The sequence below is a fragment of the Kribbella sp. NPDC055071 genome (genome assembly GCF_053608045.1).
The window spans coordinates 370,638-394,244 of sequence record NZ_JBSGUS010000001.1 but is presented as its reverse complement, the minus strand read 5'-3'; the positions used below and the strand labels follow the sequence as shown (position 1 = coordinate 394,244).

Sequence of the window (23,607 nt, the reverse complement as noted above, 5' to 3'; positions counted from 1 at the left end):
TTCTCCTTAGTACGCAAGGCTTGCGATCAGCAGGCCGACGAGTACGACGGCGAGCCACGAGACCAGCATCGGAATCGTGAAGGAGTGCCAGATCGGGACCTTGGACAACCTCGTCGTACCGGTCTTGTCGATGTTCACCGCGGCGATCTGGGAACCGTTCGCGGGGAACAGCCAGACACCGATCAGCGACGGCCACATCGCGGTGATTGTTGCCGGTGACAACGAGGCGAGCGCGATCGGGACGATCGTCCGGGTCGCGGCCGACTGACTCGTGGTCAACCCCGCGACCAGGAACAGCGCCACCGCCAGGAACCAGGAGTGATGCTTGACGACGTCGGCGAGCGGATCGACCACGGTGGCCTGGTTGTTCACCAGGAACGTGTCGGCCATCCAGGCGATGCCGAACAGTGCAATCGCCGCGACGAGACCGGATCCCATCAGCGGTTCGTTGACCACGTCGGCCGGCTTGACCCGGTTCCACAGCAGGTTCACCAGGGCCGTGGTGAACATGACCAGCTCGATCACGGTGGTCATGCTGAGCGGTCCGGACACCTTGTTCACGGTCACGGTCGGCCGGAGCTCGTCGAACAGACCGAGAACGACGATCACCACAACCGCGGCGAGGAAGACGTACGCGCTGCGGGCGGCAGTCTTCGGAAGTGCTGCATGCTGGTCGTCGCCCACGTCGGCCGGCTCCGGGACCTGGCCCGCCCGAAGCCGGGCCTGGTACTCCTCGTCGTCCGCGAGGTTCTTGCCGATCCGGTTCTGTACGAGCGACGTCGCGAGGCATGCCACGATCGAGGCCGGGACGGTGATCGTGAGGATCTTCGAGAGCGTGAAGTCCCCCGGCATCAGGGTCAGGTACGCCGCCATCGCCGCCGACACGGGACTGGCCGTGATCCCGAGCGCCGAGGTCACTGTCGACGCCGCGAGCGGACGCTCTGGACGAACCCCGTTGCGGTGGGCGGTCTCGTAGATCACCGGGATGAGGGCGAAGAAGATGTTCGACGTACCGGCACCGAGCGTGAAGACGAAGGCCACCAGTGGAGCGACGAACGTGATCCGCTGCGGGCTCCGCCGGATGATCCTCGACGCGATCGACACCAGCCAGTCGATCCCGCCGGCGGCCTGCATCACCGCCGAGGCCGTGATGACCGCGATGATGATGAAGAACGCGTCGACTGGCGGCGATCCGGGGTCGGCGCCGAACCCGAAGATCAGCACGCCGGCGCCGGCCGCTCCCCACAGGCCGAGCCCGATACCGCCGGTCCGGACCCCCAGGAAGATCGCGAGGAGGACGACCAAACCCTCCAGCACTGCCTGCCATGTCGCTGACATTTCCTTGGTCCTCTCGCCTCAGCCGAACGTGAAGGCGTAGGCCTGTACGCCGGCCTGGTGAAAAACGATCTCGACCGTCCGGTCGGCGATCGGGCCGGTCTGCCGGATGAGTTGGTAGAGCCTCGGCCGGTCGAGCAGACCGTTGCCGTCAGCATCTACATCGGCTCCCTGCGCGGCGAGCGGCGGTCCGCCGTCGATCCGGACTTGGAAAGGAACGCGGCCGGTCGACGAGGCAAGCACGAGGTTCACGTCGCGCGCATGAAAGCGATAGCTGATGGCTCCGTCGGCACGGTTCAGCTGCACTGCCCCTCGGTCGATGCTCCAGTCCCCCGCCAGTGCCCAATGGTTCAGGGCCAGCTCCGACGGGGTCACGTAGTCGTGGTCGGTTCCGAGTACGGCGCCGTTGGGTGAGGCGAAGTTCTCCGATCGCTCGGAGCCGAGGTAGTTCTCGGGCGACCACAGGTCGTCCCACTCGGCCGGCGCCTCGACGCCGATCGCGTCCACCTCGACGGGATCCGGCCGGAAACCGATCGCCCCGGCCTCGGACAGCAGTCGCTGGATCATCGCCTCCGACTGCTGGTACTCGCCCTCGCCGAAATGATGGTGCCGGACAGTGCCGTGCACGTCGACGAAGTACAGCGCGGGCCAGTAGTGGTTCTCGAACGACGTCCAGATGGCGTACTCGTTGTCGATGGCCACCGGATAGTCCACCTCGAGTTCGGCGACGGCACGCCGTACGTTCGCGAGATCGTGCTCGAAGTCGAACTCGGGTGTGTGGACACCGATCAGGACGAGGCCGTACCCGCCGTACTTCTCGATCCACGCCTGGCGGTACGGCAGCGTTCGCAGCCAGTTGACACAGGTGTAGGTCCAGAAATCGACCAGTACGACGCGACCGTGCAGAACCGCGGCCGTCAGCGGCGCCGAGTTGAGCCAGGTCGTGGCTCCCTCGAGCGCGGTCTCCCAAGGATGTGACTGGTTCATGGCACGCCTCCCTGGGATCTACGACCACACTGGCCGCATGTCCTGGCGGACCGCATCGGCCAGTGGACAGTCATCCGGACCGACCTCTACTGGCCTGGGCCAGGCAAGACTCCGTCCAGTTGTGCGCGGGAACTGATACCGAGCTTCGTGAACACCTTGGCCAGGTGGTACTTGACTGTCCGCGCGCTGAGGAACAGCCGCGCCCCGATCTCCGGATTGGAGAGTCCGTCCCGGGCGAGCTGGGCGATCAGGAATTCCTGCGCAGTGAGCTCACCGGAGACGGGCTCGTCGCGCCGGCCGAGACGTTCGCCGGCCGCCGCCAGCTCTCGCCGGGCTCGTTCGGCAAAGGCCGCCATCCCGATCGCCTCGAAGAGTTCATACGCGGACCGCAGTTGCTCCCGAGCGTCGGTACGACGACCTTCGCGCCGGAGCCATTCGCCGTACACCAAGTGGGAGCGAGCCAGCTCCGGCCGCAGCTGAGTGCGACTCAGGCGTTCGATTGCCTCCTGGTAGAGCTTGTCGGCGACCGCACCGTCGCTCAACAGTGCCCGGGACCGCGCCTCGATGCCGAGTGCCCAGTCCGTGCCGCTCGGTTGGGTGGTCTCGATGAGCCGCTCGAGAGCGTCGTACGCGAGGTTGACGTCGCCCGCCCGGACCGCTGCCTCGATCAGGTCAGGCAGCGCCCAGGTAGAGATCCATGGCTCGACCGCATTGGACGTCGCCTGCTGCGCCGCGTCGGCCGCCTCGGCGTAGCGCCCGGAGCCGATGTGCAGCAGGGCGGCTGCCCAGTACGCGTTGGATGCGGTGATGGATTCCTCGCCGGCCTGCTCGATGGTGGCGGCGATCATCGCGGATGCCTCGGCCTCCTTGCCCTGCAGCGCCAGCAACCGCAGCGCGACGTGGGGAGCAACTCTGCTCCCGGTGGCCGTCGCGATCGTGTCGCCCTCGGCGATGGCCGCGGCTGCGCGGGAGTAGTCGCCGTTCAGCAACGCGGCTGTCCCGAGGACCGTCAGCATGACCGGAAGCTGAGCCAGCGCGCCGGCTTCACGGACCACCCGGACCGTCTGCTCGGCGATCGCCAGACGGCCGTCGTCGTACCAGACCGCGATGCTGACCGCGGCGGCCAGCCAGCCCCAGCGGAGCATCTCCTCGACGGAACGCTCGCCAGTCGCGTACATCCGCGCAGCGTGGAGCAAGGCGGGTGTCGACGCAGCCCGGCCATCGGCGATGAGGGTCGCGAGCCCGTCGAGCAGGAGGACCAGCGGTCGTGGATCACTGGTCTCGGGCGGTAGGGCTCGGACCGCGCGGGCGATGGACGGCAGGATGCCACCCGCTGCGAGTTGTCCCGCTCCAACCGCGGCGGCCCAGGCGTTGAGGTAGGTCTCGCGGGCGAGCTGGAGGTCGTGCTTCTCCAGCCGTCGGGCCGCCGTCAGCAGCAATCCCGGAGCGTCGGTGAACCGTCCCGAGGCGAAGGCGATGTGACCGCGGAGCAACTCGACTCGAGCCTGTTGGAAGTCGTCGAGCCGGCCGGCCTCGGCGGCGGCCAGCAGCCGGAGCGCGGCCTCGAACGCACCCGCCTGGAAGTTCGCCTGGGCCGCGGCCAGTGCCCGCTCCGCGCGCTGGACCGGATCTCTCGTCAGCGTGACAGCACGATCGAGGAACGCGGCGGCCGCGGCCATGCCGCCGCGAGCACGCGCCCGCTCGGCCGATCGCTCGAGCTCGCCGGCGACGCTCTCGTCCGGGCCGCTCGCCGCGTGCGCCAGGTGCCAGGCGCGACGGTCGGGGTCGGCCACCGGATCGGTGACCTCGGCCAACGCCCGATGCGCTTCCCGGCGACTCCGCACCGACGTCGAGCGGTACGCCGCCGATCGCACCAGCGGGTGCCGGAACCAGACGCGCGCGCCGACCTCCAGCAGACCGGCCTCGGCTGCCGGGGTCGCGGCCTCAGCGGAGAGCCCCAAGCGCTCCACGGCTCGCCAGACGAGGACCGGGTCCCCGACCGGTTCGGCCGCGGCGACGAGCATCAGCCGCCGGGTCTCCTCGGGCAGCACCTCCAACCTTCGCCCGAAGCTCGCCTCGATCCGGCTCGGCAGCGGCATCGCGTCAGGCAGCGCAAACCCGCCTGCCAACTCCGCCGGCGTCAGCCCGCGCGGCAACTCGAGCAGAGCCAGCGGATTGCCGGCGGCATCGGCGATGAGACGGTTGGCCACCTGTGCATCGAGCGGACCGGACAGCGAGGCGGCGAGCAGCTCGCGGGCCGCAGCATCCTCCAGCCCCACCAGCACGATCTCGGGCAGTCCGGCCAGATCGTCGATCGCCGCACGGGTCGCGAAGATTAGGCCGACCGGCTCGGCCATCAGTCGTCGAGCGACGAACCCGAGCACCTGCGCCGAGGCGCGATCCAGCCATTGCTCGTCATCGACCACGCAGACCAACGGATGGTCCTCGGCGACGTCAGCCAGCAGACTCAGCGTCGCCAGGCCGACCAGAAACCGGTCTGGGGCCGGGCCGTCGCTCAGGCCGAACGCGGTCCGCAAGGCGTCGCGCTGTGGACCGGGCAGCCCATCCAAGCGGTGCACCATGGATGAGAGCAGCTGGTGGAGACCGGCGTACGCGAGCTCCATCTCGGACTCGACGCCCGCGGCGCGCGCCAACCGGCAGCCGGACGCGCTGTCGACCAGATACTCCAGGAGCGAGGATTTGCCGACGCCGGGCTCGCCGCGCACGACAAGAGCGCAACCGTCGCCGGCCCGGACTGCCCCCAGGAAGTCCGCGACCAGCTGGCGCTCCACCACCCGGTCCCGCATCTCCACCGAGCGATGCGGGCCGCTGAAGGAACGTCGCCTACCGGGTCTCTCCATCGGCTGCCCCCACGTCCACGCGAGGCCCTCACTCTAAACCCGGACAGTCCCGGCCTTCTTAGTCGTTTGGGGAAAAACCTGCCGCTTCGAGCAGGCGCCGTACGCCGACCACGGTGTCGACGTCCAGGTCCTTGTCCGCCGGGACGTCGAAGAACCCGCGCTCGGAACCGACCGTGACCTCGACCTTGTCGTGGCGGTCCTCGACCGCGCCGACCGCCTCGAGCAGCGACAGCACGTCGTGCCACTCGATGTTGTTGCTCACGGGGTGCTGGAAGATCTTGCGCAGCGTGGCCCGGTGGTGACTGGTGAGATGCTCAGATCCTGGGTCCGAAGTCATGACACTCCTCATGGTCAACGTGAGCGTACGCCGACTCTAGTGATGAGTTCTTGTGTCTGCACCCGTCATATGTAGGACGGGACACGACGTGAGGAAGGAATGATGTGGACACATCGCTGGAGGAGCTGGGTATGAGCGGGCTGGCTGACGTTGACGAGCCGGGGTTCTCCGGGCTGGCCGAGCGGCACCGGCGGGAGCTGCACGTGCACTGCTATCGGATGCTCGGGTCGTTCGAGGACGCTGAGGACACCGTGCAGGAGACGTTCCTCCGCGCGTGGCGGCGCCGGGAGACGTTCCAGGGGCGTTCGACGTTCCGGGCCTGGTTGTACCGCATCGCCACCAATGCCTGCCTCGACCTGCTCGCCGCCTGCCGCCCGGAGCCGGCCACCGGCGGCGAGGTGCTGTGGCTGCAGCCTTATCCGGACCACCTGCTCAACGAGTTGCCCGCGGGCGACGCCGACGAGCCGGAGACCGTCGTACTCGCGCGGGAGACGATCGAGCTCGCCTACGTGGTCGCGGTCCAGCACCTCGCGCCGCGCCCGCGGGCCGTGCTGATCCTGCGAGACGTGCTCGGCTGGCCCGCCAAGGACGTGGCAGAGCTCCTCGGCGACTCGGTCAACTCCGTGAACAGCGCACTGCAGCGCGCCCGCGCCGGCATGCGTGAGCACCTGCCCGCCGAGCGCCAGGACTGGACCGGCGGCGAGGAAGACGCCAGTACCCGCGAACTGGTACGCCGCTTCACCGACGCCAGCATCGCCAAGGACGTGAGCGCGATCGCCACCCTGCTCCGAAACGACGTCCGCTGCTCAATGCCCCCCACGCCAGGCCTGTACGTCGGCCGCGACGCGATCGTCAACGACTGGCTGACCGAAGGCTTCGAGGATCTCGGCGACCTCCGCGCCGTCCCCACCTCGGTCAACCACCAACCCGCCATCGCCTTCTACCTCTGGCAGGCCGGGTCGAACGCCTACCTACCACTCACAGTCGACACGCTACGCATCACCGGCGGAGCGATCACCGAGATCATCACGTTCCACAACAACCAGTTCCCGCACCTCGGACTGCCGGACCGCCTACCCGCGAGAACAGCATGAACGACATCCGCGCCGTGGCGCGCCCTCCACGCCTGCGCACTCTCGCCATCACCGGTCTCCTCGCCACCCTTGCAGCGATGACAACCACTACCGTCGCAGCTGCGCTCTTCGGTGCAGCCGGCGTCAACTTCCAAATCCCCAACGGCGGCGAGACCATCCCCCTCCCCGGCATCGCCGTCCTGACCGGCATCTTCGCGCTGGTCGGCGTAGCGATCGCCATCGCTCTCCTCCGCTGGAGCAGCAACCCCGCCCACCGCTTCCTCTGGACGACCGGGTCGCTCACCGCGATCTCGCTCATCCCACCCCTACTGGCCAACGCAACCCCCGCCACCACCACATCCCTGCTAGCCCTACACCTCCTCGCCGCAGCAGTCATGATCCCCACCCTGACCCGAACCCTCCACCCCAGCTGACGCCCGATCAGCCTTCCTGTTCAAGCTCGGCCCGAAGTACGACGCTCTGCTCGACAAAGCCAAGTTGGTCATAAAACCCGCGCGCAGACCGGTTAGCCGCATACGCAGTAACAGAAACGGCCACGGCGCCCCGCGATCGAGCCCAACTCGTGAAACCGGAGACCAACTCCCGCCCCAAGCCACCGGAGCGAACCTCCTCGTCAACATAAAGGCTGCGTATCTCAGCAGTCCGCCGCCCGAACCGCGTCGGCGACGCAGCCGTGAGATACCCGACCAAATGCCCACCGACGCGCTCGCCGTACCTCGCAATGAGTACGAGCGCAGTCTCGTTGCTCATAAGCCGCACAAAGTCCTCCCGCGCATGGCGACCCGGCCAGCCAGTGTCAACCAGCGCGTCATGAGTCCCGGCGTCCTCGGCGAACAGCCGCGTCTCAAGCCGAACCAAGTCGTCGAGGTCACCGACGCCTGCCACCTCCACCCGAACCATCCGCTTACCCTACCGAGCGACTGGCGGGGTACCTGCAGTTATTCGAGGCGTCGGAGCGCTGTCTCGACGGTGGCCTCGACGCGGGAGGTCATGCCGGGCACATCGACGGGACGGCGGCCGGCGACCTGACCACGGATCCACTTCGACCCGCTGTCGTCATAGTGCAGCAGGGCATACAGGTCCCACCACGGATCGAGAGTCACCCCGGCGATCGACTCGTAGAGCGACCGAAGCTGCTCCGACCACTCCGGCGAGTAGAGCGCCGCCAAGTATCGCCGACACTGCCCGACGTCAATCGCGCGCGCTCCCCGAAAGATGCTGTTCCAGTCGGTCAGTCCGGTAATCCTCCCGCGCGACCACAGCAGGTTGACGGGCAGGAAATCGCCGTGCAGAAAGACGGCAGTGTCCTTCGGCGGAGGCGCCGCCATCACAGCGAACGCCGCCTTCCACACAGCCGGATTCTGTGCGCCGGCCGGCACCTGAAACCCGTCCCGAGGAGCAATCCAAGAATCCGTCCAAGGTCTGAACGTCTTCGCGGGGAGATCGAGGGAATGCAGCAAGACAGCAATCTCCGCGATCCTCGTCAGCCACGACCGAGGTTCCGCCGGAGTGAGGTGCACCTGCCCCGGCAACCGTGTCATCAGCAACGACGGCAAGCCCCCGGTCGCAGCACCAGCAACATCACTCGCCAGGATGCTCGGAACCGGGAGCCCGCTTCCCGCCACCACACCAAGGTTGGCGATCTCCTGCTCCAACGGCTCCCGCAGACCGAGCCCGGCCGGGTACTGCCGCAGTACGACGAACGTCCGAACTCCACGTCGCTCGACAGTCACCCGATTCACAGCAGAGCAGACGCCACCGGTCAATCGGCGATAGCCAACGACGCGGCTGCCCCGACCCATCGACGCCGCAACCCAGTCGAGAGTCTCCACCGACGGCCGACGCTGCCTGAACCCGCCATCCCTCCAGTCGCCGTCGGTCATGAGCGCGAGCCTATTCGCCGGGAGCCTGCGACGATAAGGGTTTTCCAACCCGCCACCTGCGATGTCGCGTGGCGACGGACGCCGCTACAAGCTGAAGGCGATCGCGCGCAGGATCAGGGCTGCGACGAACACCGCTGTGAACGCGAGGTCGATTGCCACCCCACCCGCGCGCACCGGCCGCAGCACCCGCCGTACCCGCCCGATCACCGGCTCCGTCAAGGCGTGGGTCACCCCACGAGCCCGGCTCGCCCACTGAGGTCCACTGGCCAACACACCCGACCAGTCCAGCACCATCCGCGCAAGCAACACCAAGATGAACGCCGTCAGGACGTACCCAACCAGGGCTCCGATCAGGCTCATGATCAACTCCTCCACAACGGCCACACCGGCCTTCTCACCAGTATGAACGTGCCGCACCACCCAAGAATGCCTCCACCACCGCCTTCTTAGCCGACTATCAGGTCGCCTACCAGCGAGGAGGCTCGGGGCGGGCCGGGGCACGCAGAGCGGGCGCGTTCAGGAGCGGAGCGACGAGTTAGCGGTCGCGTGGCGCGCGGGGGTAGTTGAAGGCGGTGTGAGCAAGCGTTTCAGCTAATAAATAAAGGGTTTCAGCCACATTCTAGATTTCGAGACGATTCAGTCCGGTCCGCCGTTTCAACCGGTCGGGGCGGGGGTAGGTCGGGTGGGTCGGAGGATTGGACTCGGGGACTGGATTGGGAGGGAACCCTTGTCAACGCAGTACCCGTCGGATCTTGCTGCCGACGATCGAGGACACATGCCCGCTGCCGAGCCGTCCGTTGCTGTCGAGGAGCTGCCCTTCCGAGACAGATAACGAATCCCGATGGATGCATACGCCCTGCAACGCAGCTGGGACCAGGTGACGAAGCACGGAGACCAGGTCGCGCTGTACTTCTACTCGCACATCTTCGTGTCTCATCCAGAGGTACGGTCGATGTTCCCGCTCTCCATGTCGCACCAGCGGGACAAGTTCGTGAGCGCCCTCGGCCGGATCGTCAGTCACGCCGACCAACTCGACAAGGAAGAGGCCTTCCTGCAACATCTCGGCCGCGACCACCGCAAGTACGCCGTGGTCGCGGAGCACTACAACGCCGTCGGCGCCTCGCTCTGCGCAACGCTGATGCACTTCCTCGGATCCGAGTGGGACGAGGAACTCGCCTCGCACTGGACCGCGGCGTACCAGGTTGTCGCGCGGATCATGGTCGAGGCCGCGGAGACATCGTCAGAATCCAGCCCGGACTGGTGGGACGCGGATGTGATCTCGGCCGAACGGCGAACCATGGACCTCACCCTGCTGACGATCAAGCCCAGGCGCCCGTTCGAGTTCCTGCCCGGTCAGTCGGTCTCGATGGAGATCCCGCAACGCCCAAGGCAGTGGCGCTACTTCAGCCCTGCCAACGCCCCACGCTCGGACGGCTCGATCGATCTGCACGTACAGCAGATCGACGGCGGCCAAGTGAGCCCGACCGTGGTGCGCTCCCTGAAAGCCGGTGACACCGTGAAGCTGGGGGCACCGGTCGGCGAGCGGCTGACCAGGCGGCAACGCGACTCGCGGGAATTGCTGCTGGTCGCGGGCGGAACCGGGCTCGCGCCGCTCCTCGCCGTACTCGAACAGATCGATCAGGAGTGGCACCGGTCGGGCAACGGACCACAGGTTCACCTGCTCCACGGCGTACGGATGCCCTGGCACCTCTACGACCGCCCGCGGCTGCGAGAACTGGCCCGGACCCGGTCATGGTTTGAGTACACCGAGGTCGTATCCGACGACCCGTCCTATCCCGGAACGCGCGGCAAAGTCGGAACGGTCGCAGCCCGGCAGCAGATCGAGGGGCGTACGGCGATGGTGTGCGGCGGACCGCAGATGGTCGCGCACACCTTGGAGCAACTGGCCGTCGCCGGCATGCCGCCCGAGCACATCAAGTACGAGCACTTCTACTACGCAGCCGCCGGCGAGCACACCGTCGCGCCGGGGCTGGCAGGTCAGGAGACGACAAGTGACACACCACCACCGCCACGGCTCGCCACTTCCAACACCCCAATCGATCCGGGACAAGACGTTCCGGCGACGAATGGGGGGCCTCGACGCCGCCAGGGTGTACGGGTACCTCGATCTGCTCGCTGACCACCTGCAGACCACGGAGACAGCGCTGGTCGAGAACCGGGCGAGGAACGAACGTCTCCAGGCCGAACTGCAGCGCGGAAGGGCCGAGCTGCAGCGCGTGCAGGCGGAGCTGGACCAGTACGAGCAGGCCGGCGACCGCGTGAACGAACAGGTCGTCCAGATGTTCAGCCAAGCACAGCTCGTGGTCGAGGAAATGGTGCAGGACGTCAGCCGGGACGCCCGCGAGCGCATCGGTCAGGCCCGCGAACACGAGCGCCAGATCGTCGCCGAGGCCATGGACACAGCCGGGCAGCATGTTCGCTCGTACGCTCAGACTGCCCAGGCACAGATGCAGGAGATCGTGAACTCGTTCGCCACCGAGGTCGACCAGCTCGGGAGTACGTCGCAGCCGAGCGAGCCGACCGATCACTTGTTCGACGACTCCAGAGTCCTGCCGCCCCGTTTCCGGAACGGGACCGGTCCGGGAACCGCGGGCTAGGAGCCAACAGTGCAGACTCTTGCCGTCCTCCTGAGCCTGACGATCCTCTTCCTGGCGGTTCGGATCTGCGGCCGTCGACTCGCGGCGATCCACGCCGGCGAACAGCTGCTCTCGATCGGCGGTCCGTGGCGCAAGGCCCCGCGGACCGGCCGACGGGCGTCACCAGGTCCCGGCCGGATCCGATCCCGGCCCGATCACCCCACCAGCCCCGACCACCCGACGCGACCCGACCATTCGGTACGACGTCCCGAGCCCGAACGACGTCCTGATCCCGAACAACAGGCCGACCCTCGACGCCGTCCTACCGGCGTCGACACCGAGCAGGTCCGGGCCGCAGCCGAGGAGTTCCTTGAGCTCTTCCACGCCGAGAACCCCGAGGCCGGCGGCATGGGCCCGCGGCTCGCCGCAGTCATGCGCGAGATCGACCTGACCGGCACCTACTGGCATACCGCCGATGAGCTCGCCTTCGGCGCCCGCGTCGCGTGGCGCAACAACTCCCGATGCATCGGCCGGCTGTACTGGCGCAGCCTGCAAGTGCGCGACCTGCGGACCGTCTCAGACGCCGGCGGCGTCGCCGCGCACTGCTTCGATCACCTCCGCACAGCGCACAACGGCGGCAAGATCCGCCCAATGATCAGCGTCTTCGCCCCGGAGGCTCCGAGCCGCGCTGCCCCCAGGATCTGGAACGAACAACTGATCCGGTACGCCGGCCACGAGCAGCCCGACGGCCGTGTCCTAGGAGATCCCCGCTACCGAACTTTCACCAGCCAACTCATCCAGCGCGGATGGCGCCCACCCGAGCTCCCCGGCGCGTTCGACGTACTCCCCCTGGTCGTAGAGACCGCCGACGAGGGCCCACGAATGTTCCAGCTCCCCGAACAATCAGTGCACGAGGTCTCCCTCAAGCACCCCGAGCTCACCTGGTTCGCCGACCTGGGCATGCGGTGGCACGCAGTCCCGGTGATCAGCAACAACCGGCTCGTCATCGGCGGCGTCTCGTACCCGGCGGCGCCCTTCAACGGCTGGTACATGGGCACCGAGATCGGCGCCCGCAACTTCGGCGACACCGACCGCTACGACCTCGTTCCCGAAGTTGCCGAGCGGATGGGCCTGGACACCTCCGACGAGGCAACCCTGTGGCGAGACCGCGCCCTCGTCGAGATCAACCGCGCCGTCCTGCACTCGTTCCACACGAACGGCGTCAGAATCACCGACCACCACACCGAGTCCCGCAGATTCCTCATCCACCTGGAACGAGAAGAACGAGCCGGCCGCCGCTGCCCCGCCGACTGGACCTGGATAGTCCCACCCATGTCCGGCTCCCAGACCCCCGTCTTCCACCGCTACTACACCACCGAACACCAAGTCCCCAACTTCTACACCGACCCCGAAGCCACCCACCGCTCCCTACAAGGCGGCCCTCCCGCCTTCAACTGATACCTGACGCCGGCCAAGCAGCTCCGCCGCGGCCGGCTAAGCGGGGACGTACACAGCCAGAACCAAGACGTCGTCGTCGACGGAACCTGTCAGGGGTTTGCCCTTGGTCAGGGTCAGAGTGGCCCGATCGCCAGGACCAGCCGGATACGGCCAGGTCCGCAGGCCGAGAGCGCCGCCAGGCCCCGTAGAGCCGCTCACCTCACGCTCGGTCTTCCGCACACTCAAGGTCGCATCAACCTCCTCCTCGACGTCAAGCAGCGGCGTGCTCCCGTAGACGAGCACAAACCGTTGATCCGCAGGCGTAGCGATCGACACCGTCCCGGTTTCCGGAGCCGCAGTCTTGACGTCGGCCAACCGATAGTCGTACCCGAGAACCTCAATCTTCTCGTCGAGCGACGCATCGCCGGCCTTCCGCTGGGCGCCCTCCGCATAAACCCCCAGCCCGAGGCGCGTGTTCGCCGGGACCGCGGTGCCAGGCTTGTCCGGCACGATCCGAACGACCACTTCAGCCTGCACACCGGCCGAGGCCGGAGGCCCCACGCCAATCATCGTGCCGGTAGCGGCGTCCGTCGACGAAGCATCACACCGCTCGTCGAACGCCGACGTCGTGTCATCCGTCTTGACGGACAATCTGTACCCACCATCGACCGCCCCACGATTCGCCGTACAAAACAACCGCAGAACTACACCAGTCCCAGGCGACGTGAATCGAACCCGCACTTCCGTACTACCAACGGCCGCGCCAAGCAGCGTCGCACCACCAACCTTCGCCCGGTAGGTAACCCCATCCTTCACATAGGCGCCGTCATCCGCCGGAACGACGCGGCTAGGCACGCCGAGCTCCGAATCCGTCTCGGGCGCTGAGCTGGAATAGATCCCCATCGCAATCCGAGCCCCCGGAACAACAACCGGCCGCGACTGAGCATCAATCAACTCACCGCTGACCTGAGCCTCTTTGCCAACCGGTTGATCCAGCCAAATCGGCGAATCCGCGCCCTGCCGAACCCGATTGACCTCCCACCCGCCAGCACACGCACCCTCCGCAACCGGCCAGTCCCCGATCTTGACCCGCAAGCGAGTAGCGCCGCTCACACCAGAACAATGCGCACTCACACTGATCGAGTCGGTCCCCGGCGTCCACGCAAACGCGAACTTCCCCTGGCCGGCTTCACCAACCCAAGGCTTCAGCAACCGATCCGCCCCGATCGTCCCCGGCACAGTCATCCCGTTCTCGCTGTAATCCGCAGGCGGCTTGTCACCAGCCGACCCGTCTCCATCGACCACCCGTACGACGACAACCACGGCAGCAACGACCGCAACCAAAGCGCCGAGCGCAACGAACACACGAAGCCGCCGACTCCGCCGGACCCTCTGCGGCACCTCGGGCATGGGCTCGGGCGTCACCACGATCACTCTCCGTCCTCGACCGGACCATCTTAGGTACCCCCATCCTGCTGGACGGCCCAGGTCTTACAGCCGATACGGCTCGCCAACGGCGCCTGTCAGCAATTTGTGGCCCCGTACTGGAAGCACCGCAAGACGCCGTCTTGCGGCGCAAGCCCGCTGGCCGCCGCGGGCACGCAACAGCGCAGCCCGCGCGGCACTAATCGAGGTCGACGGCGCGCAGAGGCCGGCGCTGCTCAAGCCTCCTTTGGAACGGCGGCGCTTGCTGGCTGCCACGAGTCATAGTTCCCGCATTCAGCCGTGATGCCGGCCGTCGCCTCGGCGGCAGCGAGGAAGTCGTCAACAAGCGGTGAGGTGCGCGATGCCGCCACAGCGAGGTACACCTGTTCGGGCGGCAGATCCGGGATCGGCACGTAGCTGATGTCCGGTCGCGAGTAGAACACGGTCTCCGAACGTCCCACGAACGAGATGCCGCGGCCGGCCGCGACGTGCTCGAGCTTCTCCTCCACACCGCGCGCCCGGAGCCCGGAGTCAGGGTGCGGGCGGGTGGTCGGCTGCGTGCTCGCATCGGCATGCCAGACCAGCGGCTCACCGGCCAGGTCAGCCTCGGTGACCTCCTCCTTGCCCGCCAGCCGGTGACCGGCGGGCAGCACTACCATGAGCGGCTCAGTGAAGAGCGGAGTCAGGCGCAGGCCGGTCTCGTCGATGGGCAGCCGCACATAGCCGACGTCGACCCGACCGTCGAGCAGCATCAGCGCCTGGTCGTCCCATTCCATTCGCTGCACGTCGACGACCACGTCCGGATGCCGAGCCTCGAACGCCCGCGCAGCCGGGATAACCGGGATTCCCGTCCGGAAGCCGACCACCAGCCGCCGGCTGCCGCGGGCCGCCACCGACACCCGGCGCCGGACCGCGTGCACGGACGCGAGCAGCGGACCGGCGTCGTCCAACAGTTGTCGGCCCGCGTCGGTCAGCACTACGCCGTGGCTGTCCCTGGTGAACAGGGCGGTGCCGAGATCGTGTTCCAGCGCGCGGATCTGCCGACTCAGCACCGGCTGCGCGATGTGCAGCTCATCGGCGGCACGGCCGAAGTGCAGCCTCTCGGCAACGGCAACGAAGTAGCGCACCTTGCGCAGGTCCAGATCCATGGAACCTCCCGGTCCGGCGATGCCTCCAGGGTATCGCCACGACTGAAAAGGGTCTTGGACACCCACCCAAACCAATGGCATCGTTCATAGGGCGCGAGCGAATTCGATTCAAGAATTCGGAATCTGGATTTGATAGCAGGCTCATCGCGAATTGAGCCCGTCCATCGCGCTATTCGACGACACCCACCCTGACAACGGGTTGGCGTGGCGTTCTGTCCAGCCCCAGAAAGCAGGCACCCTATGACCACCATCAGCATCATCGGTTCGGGCAACATGGCCACCGCCATCGGTACCCGGGCGGCGAAGCACGGCCACACCATCGAGCTCATCAGCCGCAACCCCGCCAAGGCTCAGGCGCTCGCCGACCAGATCGGCAACGGAGCCACCGTCGGCACGTACGGCGCAAGGCCGGCAGGTGACATCGTCATCCTTGCGGTCCTGTACGCCGGCGCGGTTGAAGTGGTCACACAGTACGGCGATGCGCTGGCCGGCAAGACCCTCGTCGACATCACCAACCCGTTCAACGCCGACGGAAGCGGACTCGCGACTTCCCCGGGCAACTCGGTGTCCCAGCAGATCGCAGCCGCCGCCCCTGACGGCACACACGTCGTGAAGGCGTTCAACTTGCTCTTCAGCGCCGTCCTTGCCGAAGACAAGCCCGTGGACGTGTTCTTCGCCGGCGACAGCGCCGAGGCGAGGACCCGGGTCGCGGCGTTTCTGGAGAGCTTGGACATCCGGGCTCTCGACGCAGGAGGACTCGAGATGACCCACGCACTTGAGTGGGCCGGCCTCCTCCTGGTCGGCCTGGCAAGAAACGGCGCCGGCTTCGACATCGCCCTGAGCGCCAAGGCGCTCTAAAGATTCACCCGACAGCATCTGAACGGAGACCTCGTGGGAAAGCTCGATGGCAAGGTCGCAGTGATCACAGGCGCGACCAGCGGAATGGCGCTGGCCGGCGCGAAGTTGTTCGTTGATGAAGGAGCTCACGTCTTCATTTCGGGCCGGCGAAAGGACGCGCTGGACGAGGCCGTCGCGCTGATCGGCCGGAACGTAACCGGCGTACAGGGCGACTCGGCCGACCTCGACGATCTGGACCGTTTGTTCGAGACGGTCAAACAGGAAAAGGGCTCGATCGACGTACTGTGGGCCAGCGCCGGGACGGGCGAGCAAGGCAGACTCGGCGAGATCACCGAGAAGCAGTTCGACACCGCCTTCTCGCTGAACGCCCGCGGCACCCTGTTCACCGTCCAGAAGGCGCTACCGCTGTTCAACGACGGCGGCTCGATCATCATGACCGGCTCAAACGCCTCCCTCCGCGGCTACCCCGACTGGACCGTCTACGCAGCAAGCAAGGCCGTACTACCCGCCTACGCACGCGTATGGGTGTCCGAACTGAGGGACAGAAAAATCCGCGTGAACGTCCTAACCCCCGGCCAGGTCGCCACGCCAATCCTCGAAGAGGTCATGGACAAGCAAACAAAAGCCCACTTCGAATCCGTAATCCCCCGCCGAAAAATGGGCCGCCCCGAAGAAATCGCCACAGCCGCCCTCTTCCTAGCCTCAGCCGACTCCAGCTACATCAATGGCACAGAACTAGTAGCCGACGGCGGCACCACAGCAATCTGACCGCGCGCCACCGGCAGCCGTCCGCACCAGCGGCACGCCGGCCACAGCTCTGCGACCAGCAGGATCCAGAAGTTGCCTACGGCAACCGTCGCGATGACTGACAACAGCTACGGAGGCTCCCTCTACAGTGCCTCATCACTAGACCATCACGGACCGTGGCTCGAGGAAGGCCTCGAGGCCGAAGGCGCCGTACTCGCGCCCAATGCCGGACTGCTTGAACCCTCCGAACGGCGACAGCGGCTCAAAACCGCCGTTGATCGCCACTCGGCCGACCTCGAGTCGCGACGCGATGCGGCGCGCTCGCGCGAGATCGGAGCAGAAGACATAGGCGTGCAGGCCGTACTCCGAGTCGTTGGCAATCTCGACGGCATGATCATCGTCGCGATAGGTCAGGATCGACAGCACCGGCCCGAAGATCTCCTCGCGCGCGATCCGCATGTCGTTGGTGACGTCCGCGAACACCGTCGGTCGCACGTAGTACCCGTCCGCCAGTCCCTCGGGGCGTCCGGGCCCGCCCGCGACGATCCGGGCGCCTTCCTCGAGACCGAGTCGGATGTAGCTCTGGACCCGCTCCCACTGCTGTTCGCTCACCATCGGGCCTATAGCAGTCGCCGGGTCGCGCGGATCGCCGACCGGGAAGTCAACCATCTTCATCCGAGCGATGGTGAGCACCTCGTCCAGCTTGCTCTCCGGCACAAGGATCCGGGTGCCGGCGACGCACGCCTGGCCGCTGTTGACGAACCCGGACGTGAGTGCACCGGTGACGGCTTCGTCGAGGTCGGCATCGTCGAGGATGATTGACGGCGACTTGCCGCCGAGCTCGAGCGTCAGACTCTTCAACGTGTCGGCTGCCTCGCGGAAGATGACCTTGCCGGTCGCGGTCGAGCCGGTGAAGGAGATTCTGGCGACATCGCGGTGGTGGGTGATGGTGGTGCCGACGACCTCGCCGCGCCCCGTCACGATGTTGAAGACGCCCTTGGGCAGTCCGGCTTCGTGGAGTGCTCGGGTCATGGCTTGGGTCTGGGTCGCGCTCATCTCGCTCGGCTTGATGACTACCGTGCAGCCGGCTGCCAGAGCGGTCGCGAGCTTGTCGGCGATGAAGAACGGATCGGAGTTCCACGGCGTGATCAGGCCGGCGACTCCGATCGGCGCCAGTTCCACGGTCGCGTTGCCGATCTGCCGGGTGAACTCGAAGCTCTCCAGCGTCGTGATCATGTCGGCGAACGGGGTGACGGTCGAATCGACCATGAACGAATTGCGTACCGGACCGCCGTACTCGACGGTGATGGCTTCGAGAATGTCGTCATGTCGCGCGGCGACCGCGGCCTGAAGCCGGCGGAGCGCATCGATCCGCTCTTGTCTGGAGGTCGCGGACCAGGCCGGCAGCGCGCGCTTGGCCGCTGCGATGGCCAGCTCGGTGTCGACCTCGTCGGCGAGCTGGACCTGCCCGATCACCTTCCCGGTGGCGGGATTGAAGAGGTTGAAGAGTTCGGTTCCGTGCGGGGTGACGAACTCACCGTCGATATAGATCTTGTCGATCACGTTGTCTTCCATGATGGTCTCCTGGTGGATTGGTGCTGCCCGCAACTGCTCGTCGTCGAAGAGGATCTCGACCAGCGGGCTGCGTGCGAGCCAGTCGTCGAGGCTCTGCCGACCGGCCCGGGCCGCGATGTCGGGCCGGTTCTGCAGATCGAGGACTGCGGTGATCACCTGCCGCCGGGTCGGCTCGTCGACCGGCGCCGCGGTAGCGGCGAGATCGGCGGTGACTCCGTGCTTGAGGTGCACGGTGAACCTCGGATTGGCCCGCAGGTTCGCGTACCAGTTGCGCGGCCCGGGCGTGCCGGTCAGATACCAGCGACCGTCGACGCGGTGGAACCAGACTTCGATCCGGCGCGGACTACCGGTGCGCGCGCCGACTGTCGTGATGTCAATCGTGTACTCGGCCGTTGCGGAGTCCGGTCCGATGTCGAGGGCGTGTCTGATGGCGTCGTAGGAAGTCATACTTCCATCGAAGCGACGCCGCGGATGCCGGACCAGCAAGATCCTCTTGCGTGGTTGCACATTCCTCTTCGCCTGAGCAGCTTCACGGCAGCGCGGTAGCGAGGTGGTCGGCGCCGCCCTGCATGCGCTCCGCGTCCAGGCTGGGCGGGACACCGAACTGACGCCGGTACTCGCGGCTGAACTGCGACGGGCTGTCGTAGCCGACCCGATGGCCGACGCCGGTGATGTCGTGCGGGCTGTTCACCAGCAGCAATCTTGCCGCCTGCAGCCGGGTCTGCTTCTGGAACTGGATCGGGGTCATCGCCGTGACCGCCTGAAAGTTCCGGTGGAAGGCAGAGACGCTCATCCCCGAGAGCCGGGCCAGTTCCTCGACCCGGAACGGCTGGGTGTAGTTCTCCCGGATCCACCGTACGGCGCGTCTGATGTGGCTCAGGCTGCTGTCGGCCAGGCCGAGCTGACGGACGATCTCACCTTGGTCCCCGGTCATCAGCCACCAGAGGATCTCGCGCTTGACCAGTGGAACCAGGGCCTTGCGGTCCCGTGGCCGATCGAGGAGGCGCAGCAGCCGGACGATTGCGTCGAGCAACTGATCCGGGGCGTCACTGACCGCGATCCCCGGGCGTGCGGCGCCCGGAGACCGCGGCAGATCCGCCGGCCCGGCTTGCAGCAGCAACTCCGCGACGGTGGCAGGTTCGAGCGTCATTCCGAAGCCGAGCACGGAGGGACCCGGGCCGGTATCAATGACGTGGCCGGTCACGGGGAGGTCGACCGAGGAGACGAGGTACTGACCAGCGCCGTACTCGTACACCTGGTCCCCCAGCGCCAGGCGCTTGCCGCCCCGGGCGATGACTGCCAGCACTGTGCCGGACATCGAGGACTCCGCCGGAGCGGTGTGGCCAAGCTTGCAGACCCGTACGCCGTCGATGGCAGTGGTCAGATCGGGCCGCGCATGCCGTTCCAGCAGGTCACGAAGCTCCTCCATAGCCATGCCACGAGTGAAGCACGGAAATCGCAGTGACCGCCCGCACCGAGACGATCGTGCAAGGACCCGCGAGTTTCATGAAAGCCAGTCGCGCCCCCGCGTCTCGGTCTCGCGAGGCCCGCTCGTCGTACCAGACGACGGTCGGCTTGCTCTGCGGCTCGGCCACCTTCAAAAGGAAGCGCAAGACGCGGACGGCTCGATCTCGCGTGAGCTGCGCCGCAACGCCGACGCAGGCGGGAGTTATCGTCCGTTCGACGCGCACCGCCAGGCGACCGCTCGCAGGGCACGTCGACATCGCCGGCGCCTCGACACCAACCTCGAGCTCCGCGAACTGGCGGCTGATCTGCTGGCGCAGCGGTGGAGCCCGCAGCAGATCAGCCGGCACCTTCGGCTGCGCCATCCCGAACAGCCGACGATGCGGCCGTGTCACGAGAGCATCTACCAGGCCGCCTATCAGCTCGAGGTTGGCTCATCACCAACGGGCTCGCACCGTAGCCGCCTGCCGGGGAGGCCGCGGATGCGTAGCCGGATGACATTGGCGTACTGCTCGGCCAGCTCGGATGGAGCGACGTGCTCCTCGACCATGTGATCGCCCAGCCAGAGCTGGACCTTCCACAGCATCTGATGGTTCTCGATCACTGTTGCCGTCCCCCCACATCGTCCGACCTCGTGCCGCTGAACGATCGCCGTTGAGGGCGATCGGTGCCGACAACCTTGAGTTTGGAGACCACCTGTCAGCACCGGGAGAGCCTCGATGCGGACAGCGAGATTGTCCGCGAATCCTCAGACGTGACGAGACTGACAGCGCCGACGAATCGGGTGCCAGTTACGATCGCTGGGTGGCGCATTCGGCGACGTACGACGGTTTGACCTCGCACGCCGGCAGGCTGTTCTGGCTGGAATCCAGCGACGCCGGAGATGTGCTGAAGAGCTGGAGTCCCATCACTGGCGTAGCGGCCGCCGCGCCCAGCGACTTCGGCATCGGTAGCAAGATTCACGCGTACGGCGGTGGCACGTTCGCCGTGAACGCGGGTGGGATCTGGGCGGTCTCTGGGCACGACGGTCGCATCTGGAAGGTCGGTCCAGCATCCGCAGCTCCACTCACGGACAGATCCGCTGACTCATATGGCGATCTCATCTCGTTCGGCAACGATCTTCTACACATCAGCGAAGGACCCGACGGTGACCAACTCCGGGCCTTGAGTACGACGACAGGCCTCGTACGGACCCTGAAGCGATCCACCGGTTTCCTGGCCGCTCCCCAGCCGTCCGGCGACAAGCTGGCCTGGCTCAGTTGGACCACGGATCAAATGCCATGGGACAGCACCCAGCTTTGGCTTACACGATACGCACCGACAGACGAAGTCTCAGCCTTTGCAGAACTAGTGTCCGGGGGTCCGGACGAGTCAGTTGTCGAGCCTCAATGGGGACCCGACAACGACCTGTATTTCATGTCGGACCGGACAGGTTGGTTGAACTTGTACAGATGGGACGGGCGCAACACACATGCGGTCGCCCCAATTGACGCAGACTGCGCGGCCGCACCATGGGAGCTTGGCTACCGCAGTTACGCACTCATGAACGACGGAGCGATTGCGATCCGCGTCCGCGCAGGCCTTCGTGATCGCCTCATGGTCGTTGACAAAGCAGGCGGATCACAGACGCTTGATCTGCCGTATACCTCCATCAAGCCGTACCTCGCTCCTTTGGACGACAAGATCGCAATCATCGCTGGAACCCCTACGACCTCGCCGGCAGTCGTGGTTGTCGATCGGGAAGGCGCTTGCTCAACCGTCGCCGGTGCGGATGTCTCTGACGAACCGTTGCCCGTGCCAGAGGAGCGCTCGATCGGCGACCTGTCCTACCTCCTGCATCCACCGATCGACGCCGTCGGCACGTGGAGCGCGCCGGTCATCGTTCGAGCACACCCCGGTCCGACTGACGAGGTCACCTTTCGACGTGATCCGCAGGTCGATTTCCTGACCCGCAACGGGTTTGCAGTTGCCGACGTCAACTACCGCGGCAGCACCGGCCACGGTCGAGAGTTCCGCCGCAGCCTCTACGGCCGATGGGGACTGGATGACGTAGCGGACTGCGGGACCGTCGCAGACGAGCTTCTCAATCTCGGCACGGCGGTGGATGGGCAGGTCTTCATCTGTGGGGCCAGCGCAGGTGGCTACACCGCACTCCAAGCAGTGAGCCAGCCAGGTCCGTTCCGCGCCGCTGCGGCTCGATCTCCGATCGTTGATCCACACGGCTGGGCCAACAGCGTGCCGCGATTTCAGCGAGCTCACGCTGGAGCATTGAGCGGTGGTGCCGGAGCCGTCATAGCCGCCAGAATCCTCCGGCCGGTGCTCCTCACCCACGGCCGACACGACCCGATCAGTTCAGCCCACGACACTGCGCACCTCGCGGCGGGTCTGCGGTCTCGCAACGCCAACCACGAGATGTTGCTTCTCGAGACGTCCAGTCACACCTTCGCAAGTCCTGAATTGGCGACCGTCGTACTCGAGGCCGAGCTCAACTTCTTCCGCCGGATGCTTGACTCATCCAGGTAGCGCGGTCCGTTCGTACTCCCCAAACTCCACGACAGATCTCAGTTCGGCGTACCGAACAAGCTCCTGACACAGCTCGCCGACACGTTGCCGGCTTCGGGCGGACGAGGTTTGAGCAGCGAGGTCTACTGCCCGCCGACCCACGGCACATGCCTCCTCGGGCTCGCCTGCCCTGGCTAGTGAGGAGGCCATCAGTGCCGTGTCGATGGCGAGTCTTCGGATGTGCCCTGGAGCTACTTGGGTCAGCGCCTCATCGGCCTGCTCTTGAGCCAAACCCTGATGGCCGAGGTCGTGGAAGCAATGCGCCATCTCGTCAGCCAAATACGCAGGGCTGAAGTAGGCGATCCATGCCGGCTCCTCCTCCGGTCGGCTTGAGCTCAGGTGAGCCTCGGCCCGCAACAAGGCATTCGTCGCGGCCTTCTCATCGCCACAACGCGCAGCGGCGCGTGCAAGTACCGCCTCGAATGCCGACGTGACGCCGGCACTGGCCAGGGCCGCCGTGCCGTGCAGACCCACCCGAGCCATCCGCGTCGCCGTGTCGACGTCACCACCATGCAGGGCCAGATGGGCGCCGCTCACTGAAAGTAGGTAGCCGCCGTAGACGCGGTCGCCTGCCGCAGACGCCAGTTCCAAGGCACGCAAATAGCAATCGCGCGCATATTCGTCGAGCCCGAGATCGATTGATTGGTATCCGACCAGCTCCCAGAATCCAGCAGCGGTCAAGTACAAGGTCGATGCTGTGGCGTCGTCAGTGGGTATGCCCCGGAGAAGCCCGTCGAGTTCTGTCGTGACATAGCCGGCAACGACGGAGTGCATTCTCCCGGCGCCATGTTGGTGGTCCAGTTTCCGGAACGTCGCCAGCTGTTGCTGTGCCGACGCCACGGTCTCCTCGTCGACTTGGCAGTCCGGCTCGTCGCCAAGAATGCGGACGTCCCTACCGGCCGCCGTCAACCAATCGAGGGCAGCGCGCTCAAAGGTGGTCTCGACAGCCAGCACGGGCTCCCGGCGAGAGGTCCGCTGCGACTGCAAACTCGGCGCGAAGGCCTCCAGGAGGCCAGCTGCGCCAAGCGTCTCGTCCAACTCCGAGATGAGGTCCGGCGTTGGCCAGCGGAGGGCCTTTTCGATTTCGCCGATCTGATCCTTGCTGACGAACACCAGCGCCCCGAGGTCGGCCTGTGACAGTCCGCGTCGAGTCCGCAGATCCCGGACAGCTGCCCCGAAAGCATGTCGAGCGGACAATTGCGGCGACAACGAACGCAGAGCTTGCGCCATTTCCCACCTCCCGTCAGCGAATCAACTCGCTTGTCGTCGACCATGCATCGTCATGCTCTCGGAAATG

23 protein-coding genes are annotated in these 23,607 nt (G+C 66.4%); 8 read left to right on the top strand and 15 right to left on the bottom strand.

The annotated features are described in order from the left end of the window. Positions 1 to 6: 6 nt before the first annotated feature. From ACWF4Z_RS01890 to ACWF4Z_RS01875, 4 genes are all read right to left on the bottom strand, one after another. A complete protein-coding gene (locus tag ACWF4Z_RS01890) occupies positions 7 to 1,338 on the bottom strand; it encodes an anaerobic C4-dicarboxylate transporter family protein (protein ID WP_452241012.1) in 1,332 nt (443 codons plus the stop codon). Positions 1,339 to 1,356: 18 nt separating this feature from the next. Next, on the bottom strand, positions 1,357 to 2,322 hold the full coding sequence (locus tag ACWF4Z_RS01885) for a hypothetical protein (protein ID WP_452241011.1): 966 nt from the start codon (positions 2,320 to 2,322) through the stop codon (positions 1,357 to 1,359). Between the two features lie 86 nt (positions 2,323 to 2,408). Continuing rightward, on the bottom strand, positions 2,409 to 5,183 hold the full coding sequence (locus tag ACWF4Z_RS01880) for a helix-turn-helix transcriptional regulator (RefSeq protein ID WP_452241010.1): 2,775 nt from the start codon (positions 5,181 to 5,183) through the stop codon (positions 2,409 to 2,411). Positions 5,184 to 5,241: 58 nt separating this feature from the next. Then, positions 5,242 to 5,520: a hypothetical protein gene (locus tag ACWF4Z_RS01875; protein ID WP_452241009.1), complete on the bottom strand. Its 279-nt coding sequence runs from the start codon at positions 5,518 to 5,520 to the stop codon at positions 5,242 to 5,244. A 131-nt stretch (positions 5,521 to 5,651) separates the two neighbouring features. Here ACWF4Z_RS01875 and ACWF4Z_RS01870 point away from each other — a divergent pair, with 131 nt between their 5' ends. Both ACWF4Z_RS01870 and ACWF4Z_RS01865 read left to right on the top strand, forming a co-directional pair. Then, positions 5,652 to 6,614, top strand: a complete 963-nt coding sequence (locus tag ACWF4Z_RS01870; protein ID WP_452241008.1) for an RNA polymerase subunit sigma-70 — start codon at positions 5,652 to 5,654, stop codon at positions 6,612 to 6,614. Next, positions 6,611 to 7,027, top strand: coding sequence for a DUF6069 family protein (locus ACWF4Z_RS01865; RefSeq protein WP_452241007.1), 417 nt, complete (start codon positions 6,611 to 6,613; stop codon positions 7,025 to 7,027). Before ACWF4Z_RS01870 ends, ACWF4Z_RS01865 begins: the two co-directional genes overlap by 4 nt. A gap of 7 nt (positions 7,028 to 7,034) precedes the next feature. Here the strand turns inward: ACWF4Z_RS01865 and ACWF4Z_RS01860 are convergent, their stop codons facing one another. The 3 genes from ACWF4Z_RS01860 to ACWF4Z_RS01850 form a co-directional block, all read right to left on the bottom strand. Next, a complete protein-coding gene (locus ACWF4Z_RS01860; RefSeq protein ID WP_452241006.1) occupies positions 7,035 to 7,514 on the bottom strand; it encodes a GNAT family N-acetyltransferase in 480 nt (159 codons plus the stop codon). 38 nt (positions 7,515 to 7,552) lie between these two features. After that, positions 7,553 to 8,497, bottom strand: a complete 945-nt coding sequence (locus ACWF4Z_RS01855; RefSeq protein WP_452241005.1) for a phosphotransferase family protein — start codon at positions 8,495 to 8,497, stop codon at positions 7,553 to 7,555. A gap of 84 nt (positions 8,498 to 8,581) precedes the next feature. Then, a complete protein-coding gene (locus tag ACWF4Z_RS01850; RefSeq protein WP_452241004.1) occupies positions 8,582 to 8,857 on the bottom strand; it encodes a YggT family protein in 276 nt (91 codons plus the stop codon). 481 nt (positions 8,858 to 9,338) lie between these two features. Here ACWF4Z_RS01850 and ACWF4Z_RS01845 point away from each other — a divergent pair, with 481 nt between their 5' ends. Genes ACWF4Z_RS01845 through ACWF4Z_RS01835 form a run of 3 tightly spaced genes read left to right on the top strand, consistent with a single transcriptional unit; the run spans position 9,339 to position 12,552 of the window. Then, on the top strand, positions 9,339 to 10,637 hold the full coding sequence (locus ACWF4Z_RS01845; protein ID WP_452241003.1) for a globin domain-containing protein: 1,299 nt from the start codon (positions 9,339 to 9,341) through the stop codon (positions 10,635 to 10,637). Continuing rightward, complete coding sequence (locus ACWF4Z_RS01840; protein ID WP_452241002.1) at positions 10,585 to 11,115, top strand: DivIVA domain-containing protein; 531 nt, start codon at positions 10,585 to 10,587, stop codon at positions 11,113 to 11,115. The genes ACWF4Z_RS01845 and ACWF4Z_RS01840 overlap by 53 nt, the downstream gene beginning before the upstream one ends. A gap of 9 nt (positions 11,116 to 11,124) precedes the next feature. Further along, a complete protein-coding gene (locus ACWF4Z_RS01835; protein WP_452241001.1) occupies positions 11,125 to 12,552 on the top strand; it encodes a nitric oxide synthase oxygenase in 1,428 nt (475 codons plus the stop codon). A 36-nt stretch (positions 12,553 to 12,588) separates the two neighbouring features. Here ACWF4Z_RS01835 and ACWF4Z_RS01830 read toward each other — a convergent pair whose 3' ends face one another. Together ACWF4Z_RS01830 and ACWF4Z_RS01825 are read right to left on the bottom strand one after the other, a co-directional pair. Then, on the bottom strand, positions 12,589 to 13,956 hold the full coding sequence (locus ACWF4Z_RS01830) for a hypothetical protein (RefSeq protein ID WP_452241000.1): 1,368 nt from the start codon (positions 13,954 to 13,956) through the stop codon (positions 12,589 to 12,591). A gap of 236 nt (positions 13,957 to 14,192) precedes the next feature. After that, positions 14,193 to 15,104, bottom strand: a complete 912-nt coding sequence (locus ACWF4Z_RS01825) for a LysR family transcriptional regulator (protein WP_452240999.1) — start codon at positions 15,102 to 15,104, stop codon at positions 14,193 to 14,195. Between the two features lie 240 nt (positions 15,105 to 15,344). On the opposite strand from ACWF4Z_RS01825, the gene ACWF4Z_RS01820 reads away from it, so the two are divergent. Continuing rightward, positions 15,345 to 15,962 (top strand): NADPH-dependent F420 reductase, encoded by a 618-nt coding sequence (locus tag ACWF4Z_RS01820; RefSeq protein WP_452240998.1) that lies wholly within the window; start codon positions 15,345 to 15,347, stop codon positions 15,960 to 15,962. A gap of 33 nt (positions 15,963 to 15,995) precedes the next feature. Then, the gene (locus tag ACWF4Z_RS01815) at positions 15,996 to 16,730 is read left to right on the top strand and encodes an SDR family NAD(P)-dependent oxidoreductase (RefSeq protein ID WP_452240997.1); all 735 of its coding nucleotides are present in this window, start codon (positions 15,996 to 15,998) and stop codon (positions 16,728 to 16,730) included. Between the two features lie 138 nt (positions 16,731 to 16,868). On the opposite strand, the gene ACWF4Z_RS01810 is transcribed toward ACWF4Z_RS01815, so the two are convergent. The 5 genes from ACWF4Z_RS01810 to ACWF4Z_RS01790 all read right to left on the bottom strand — a co-directional run bounded on the left by ACWF4Z_RS01810 (position 16,869) and on the right by ACWF4Z_RS01790 (position 20,695). Continuing rightward, positions 16,869 to 18,731: an aldehyde dehydrogenase family protein gene (locus tag ACWF4Z_RS01810; RefSeq protein ID WP_452240996.1), complete on the bottom strand. Its 1,863-nt coding sequence runs from the start codon at positions 18,729 to 18,731 to the stop codon at positions 16,869 to 16,871. 82 nt (positions 18,732 to 18,813) lie between these two features. After that, the gene (locus tag ACWF4Z_RS01805) at positions 18,814 to 19,719 is read right to left on the bottom strand and encodes an AraC family transcriptional regulator N-terminal domain-containing protein (RefSeq protein WP_452240995.1); all 906 of its coding nucleotides are present in this window, start codon (positions 19,717 to 19,719) and stop codon (positions 18,814 to 18,816) included. Continuing rightward, positions 19,697 to 20,143 (bottom strand): hypothetical protein, encoded by a 447-nt coding sequence (locus ACWF4Z_RS01800; RefSeq protein WP_452240994.1) that lies wholly within the window; start codon positions 20,141 to 20,143, stop codon positions 19,697 to 19,699. The genes ACWF4Z_RS01805 and ACWF4Z_RS01800 overlap by 23 nt, the downstream gene beginning before the upstream one ends. 23 nt (positions 20,144 to 20,166) lie before the next feature. After that, on the bottom strand, positions 20,167 to 20,352 hold the full coding sequence (locus ACWF4Z_RS01795; RefSeq protein ID WP_452240993.1) for a hypothetical protein: 186 nt from the start codon (positions 20,350 to 20,352) through the stop codon (positions 20,167 to 20,169). A gap of 187 nt (positions 20,353 to 20,539) precedes the next feature. Continuing rightward, positions 20,540 to 20,695, bottom strand: a complete 156-nt coding sequence (locus tag ACWF4Z_RS01790) for a hypothetical protein (RefSeq protein ID WP_452240992.1) — start codon at positions 20,693 to 20,695, stop codon at positions 20,540 to 20,542. A gap of 847 nt (positions 20,696 to 21,542) precedes the next feature. Here ACWF4Z_RS01790 and ACWF4Z_RS01785 point away from each other — a divergent pair. After that, positions 21,543 to 22,271, top strand: a complete 729-nt coding sequence (locus tag ACWF4Z_RS01785) for an alpha/beta hydrolase family protein (RefSeq protein ID WP_452240991.1) — start codon at positions 21,543 to 21,545, stop codon at positions 22,269 to 22,271. Here ACWF4Z_RS01785 and ACWF4Z_RS01780 read toward each other — a convergent pair. Continuing rightward, on the bottom strand, positions 22,260 to 23,540 hold the full coding sequence (locus ACWF4Z_RS01780; RefSeq protein ID WP_452240990.1) for a helix-turn-helix domain-containing protein: 1,281 nt from the start codon (positions 23,538 to 23,540) through the stop codon (positions 22,260 to 22,262). The two genes, ACWF4Z_RS01785 and ACWF4Z_RS01780, sit on opposite strands and share 12 nt — an antisense overlap. Positions 23,541 to 23,607 lie beyond the last annotated feature (67 nt).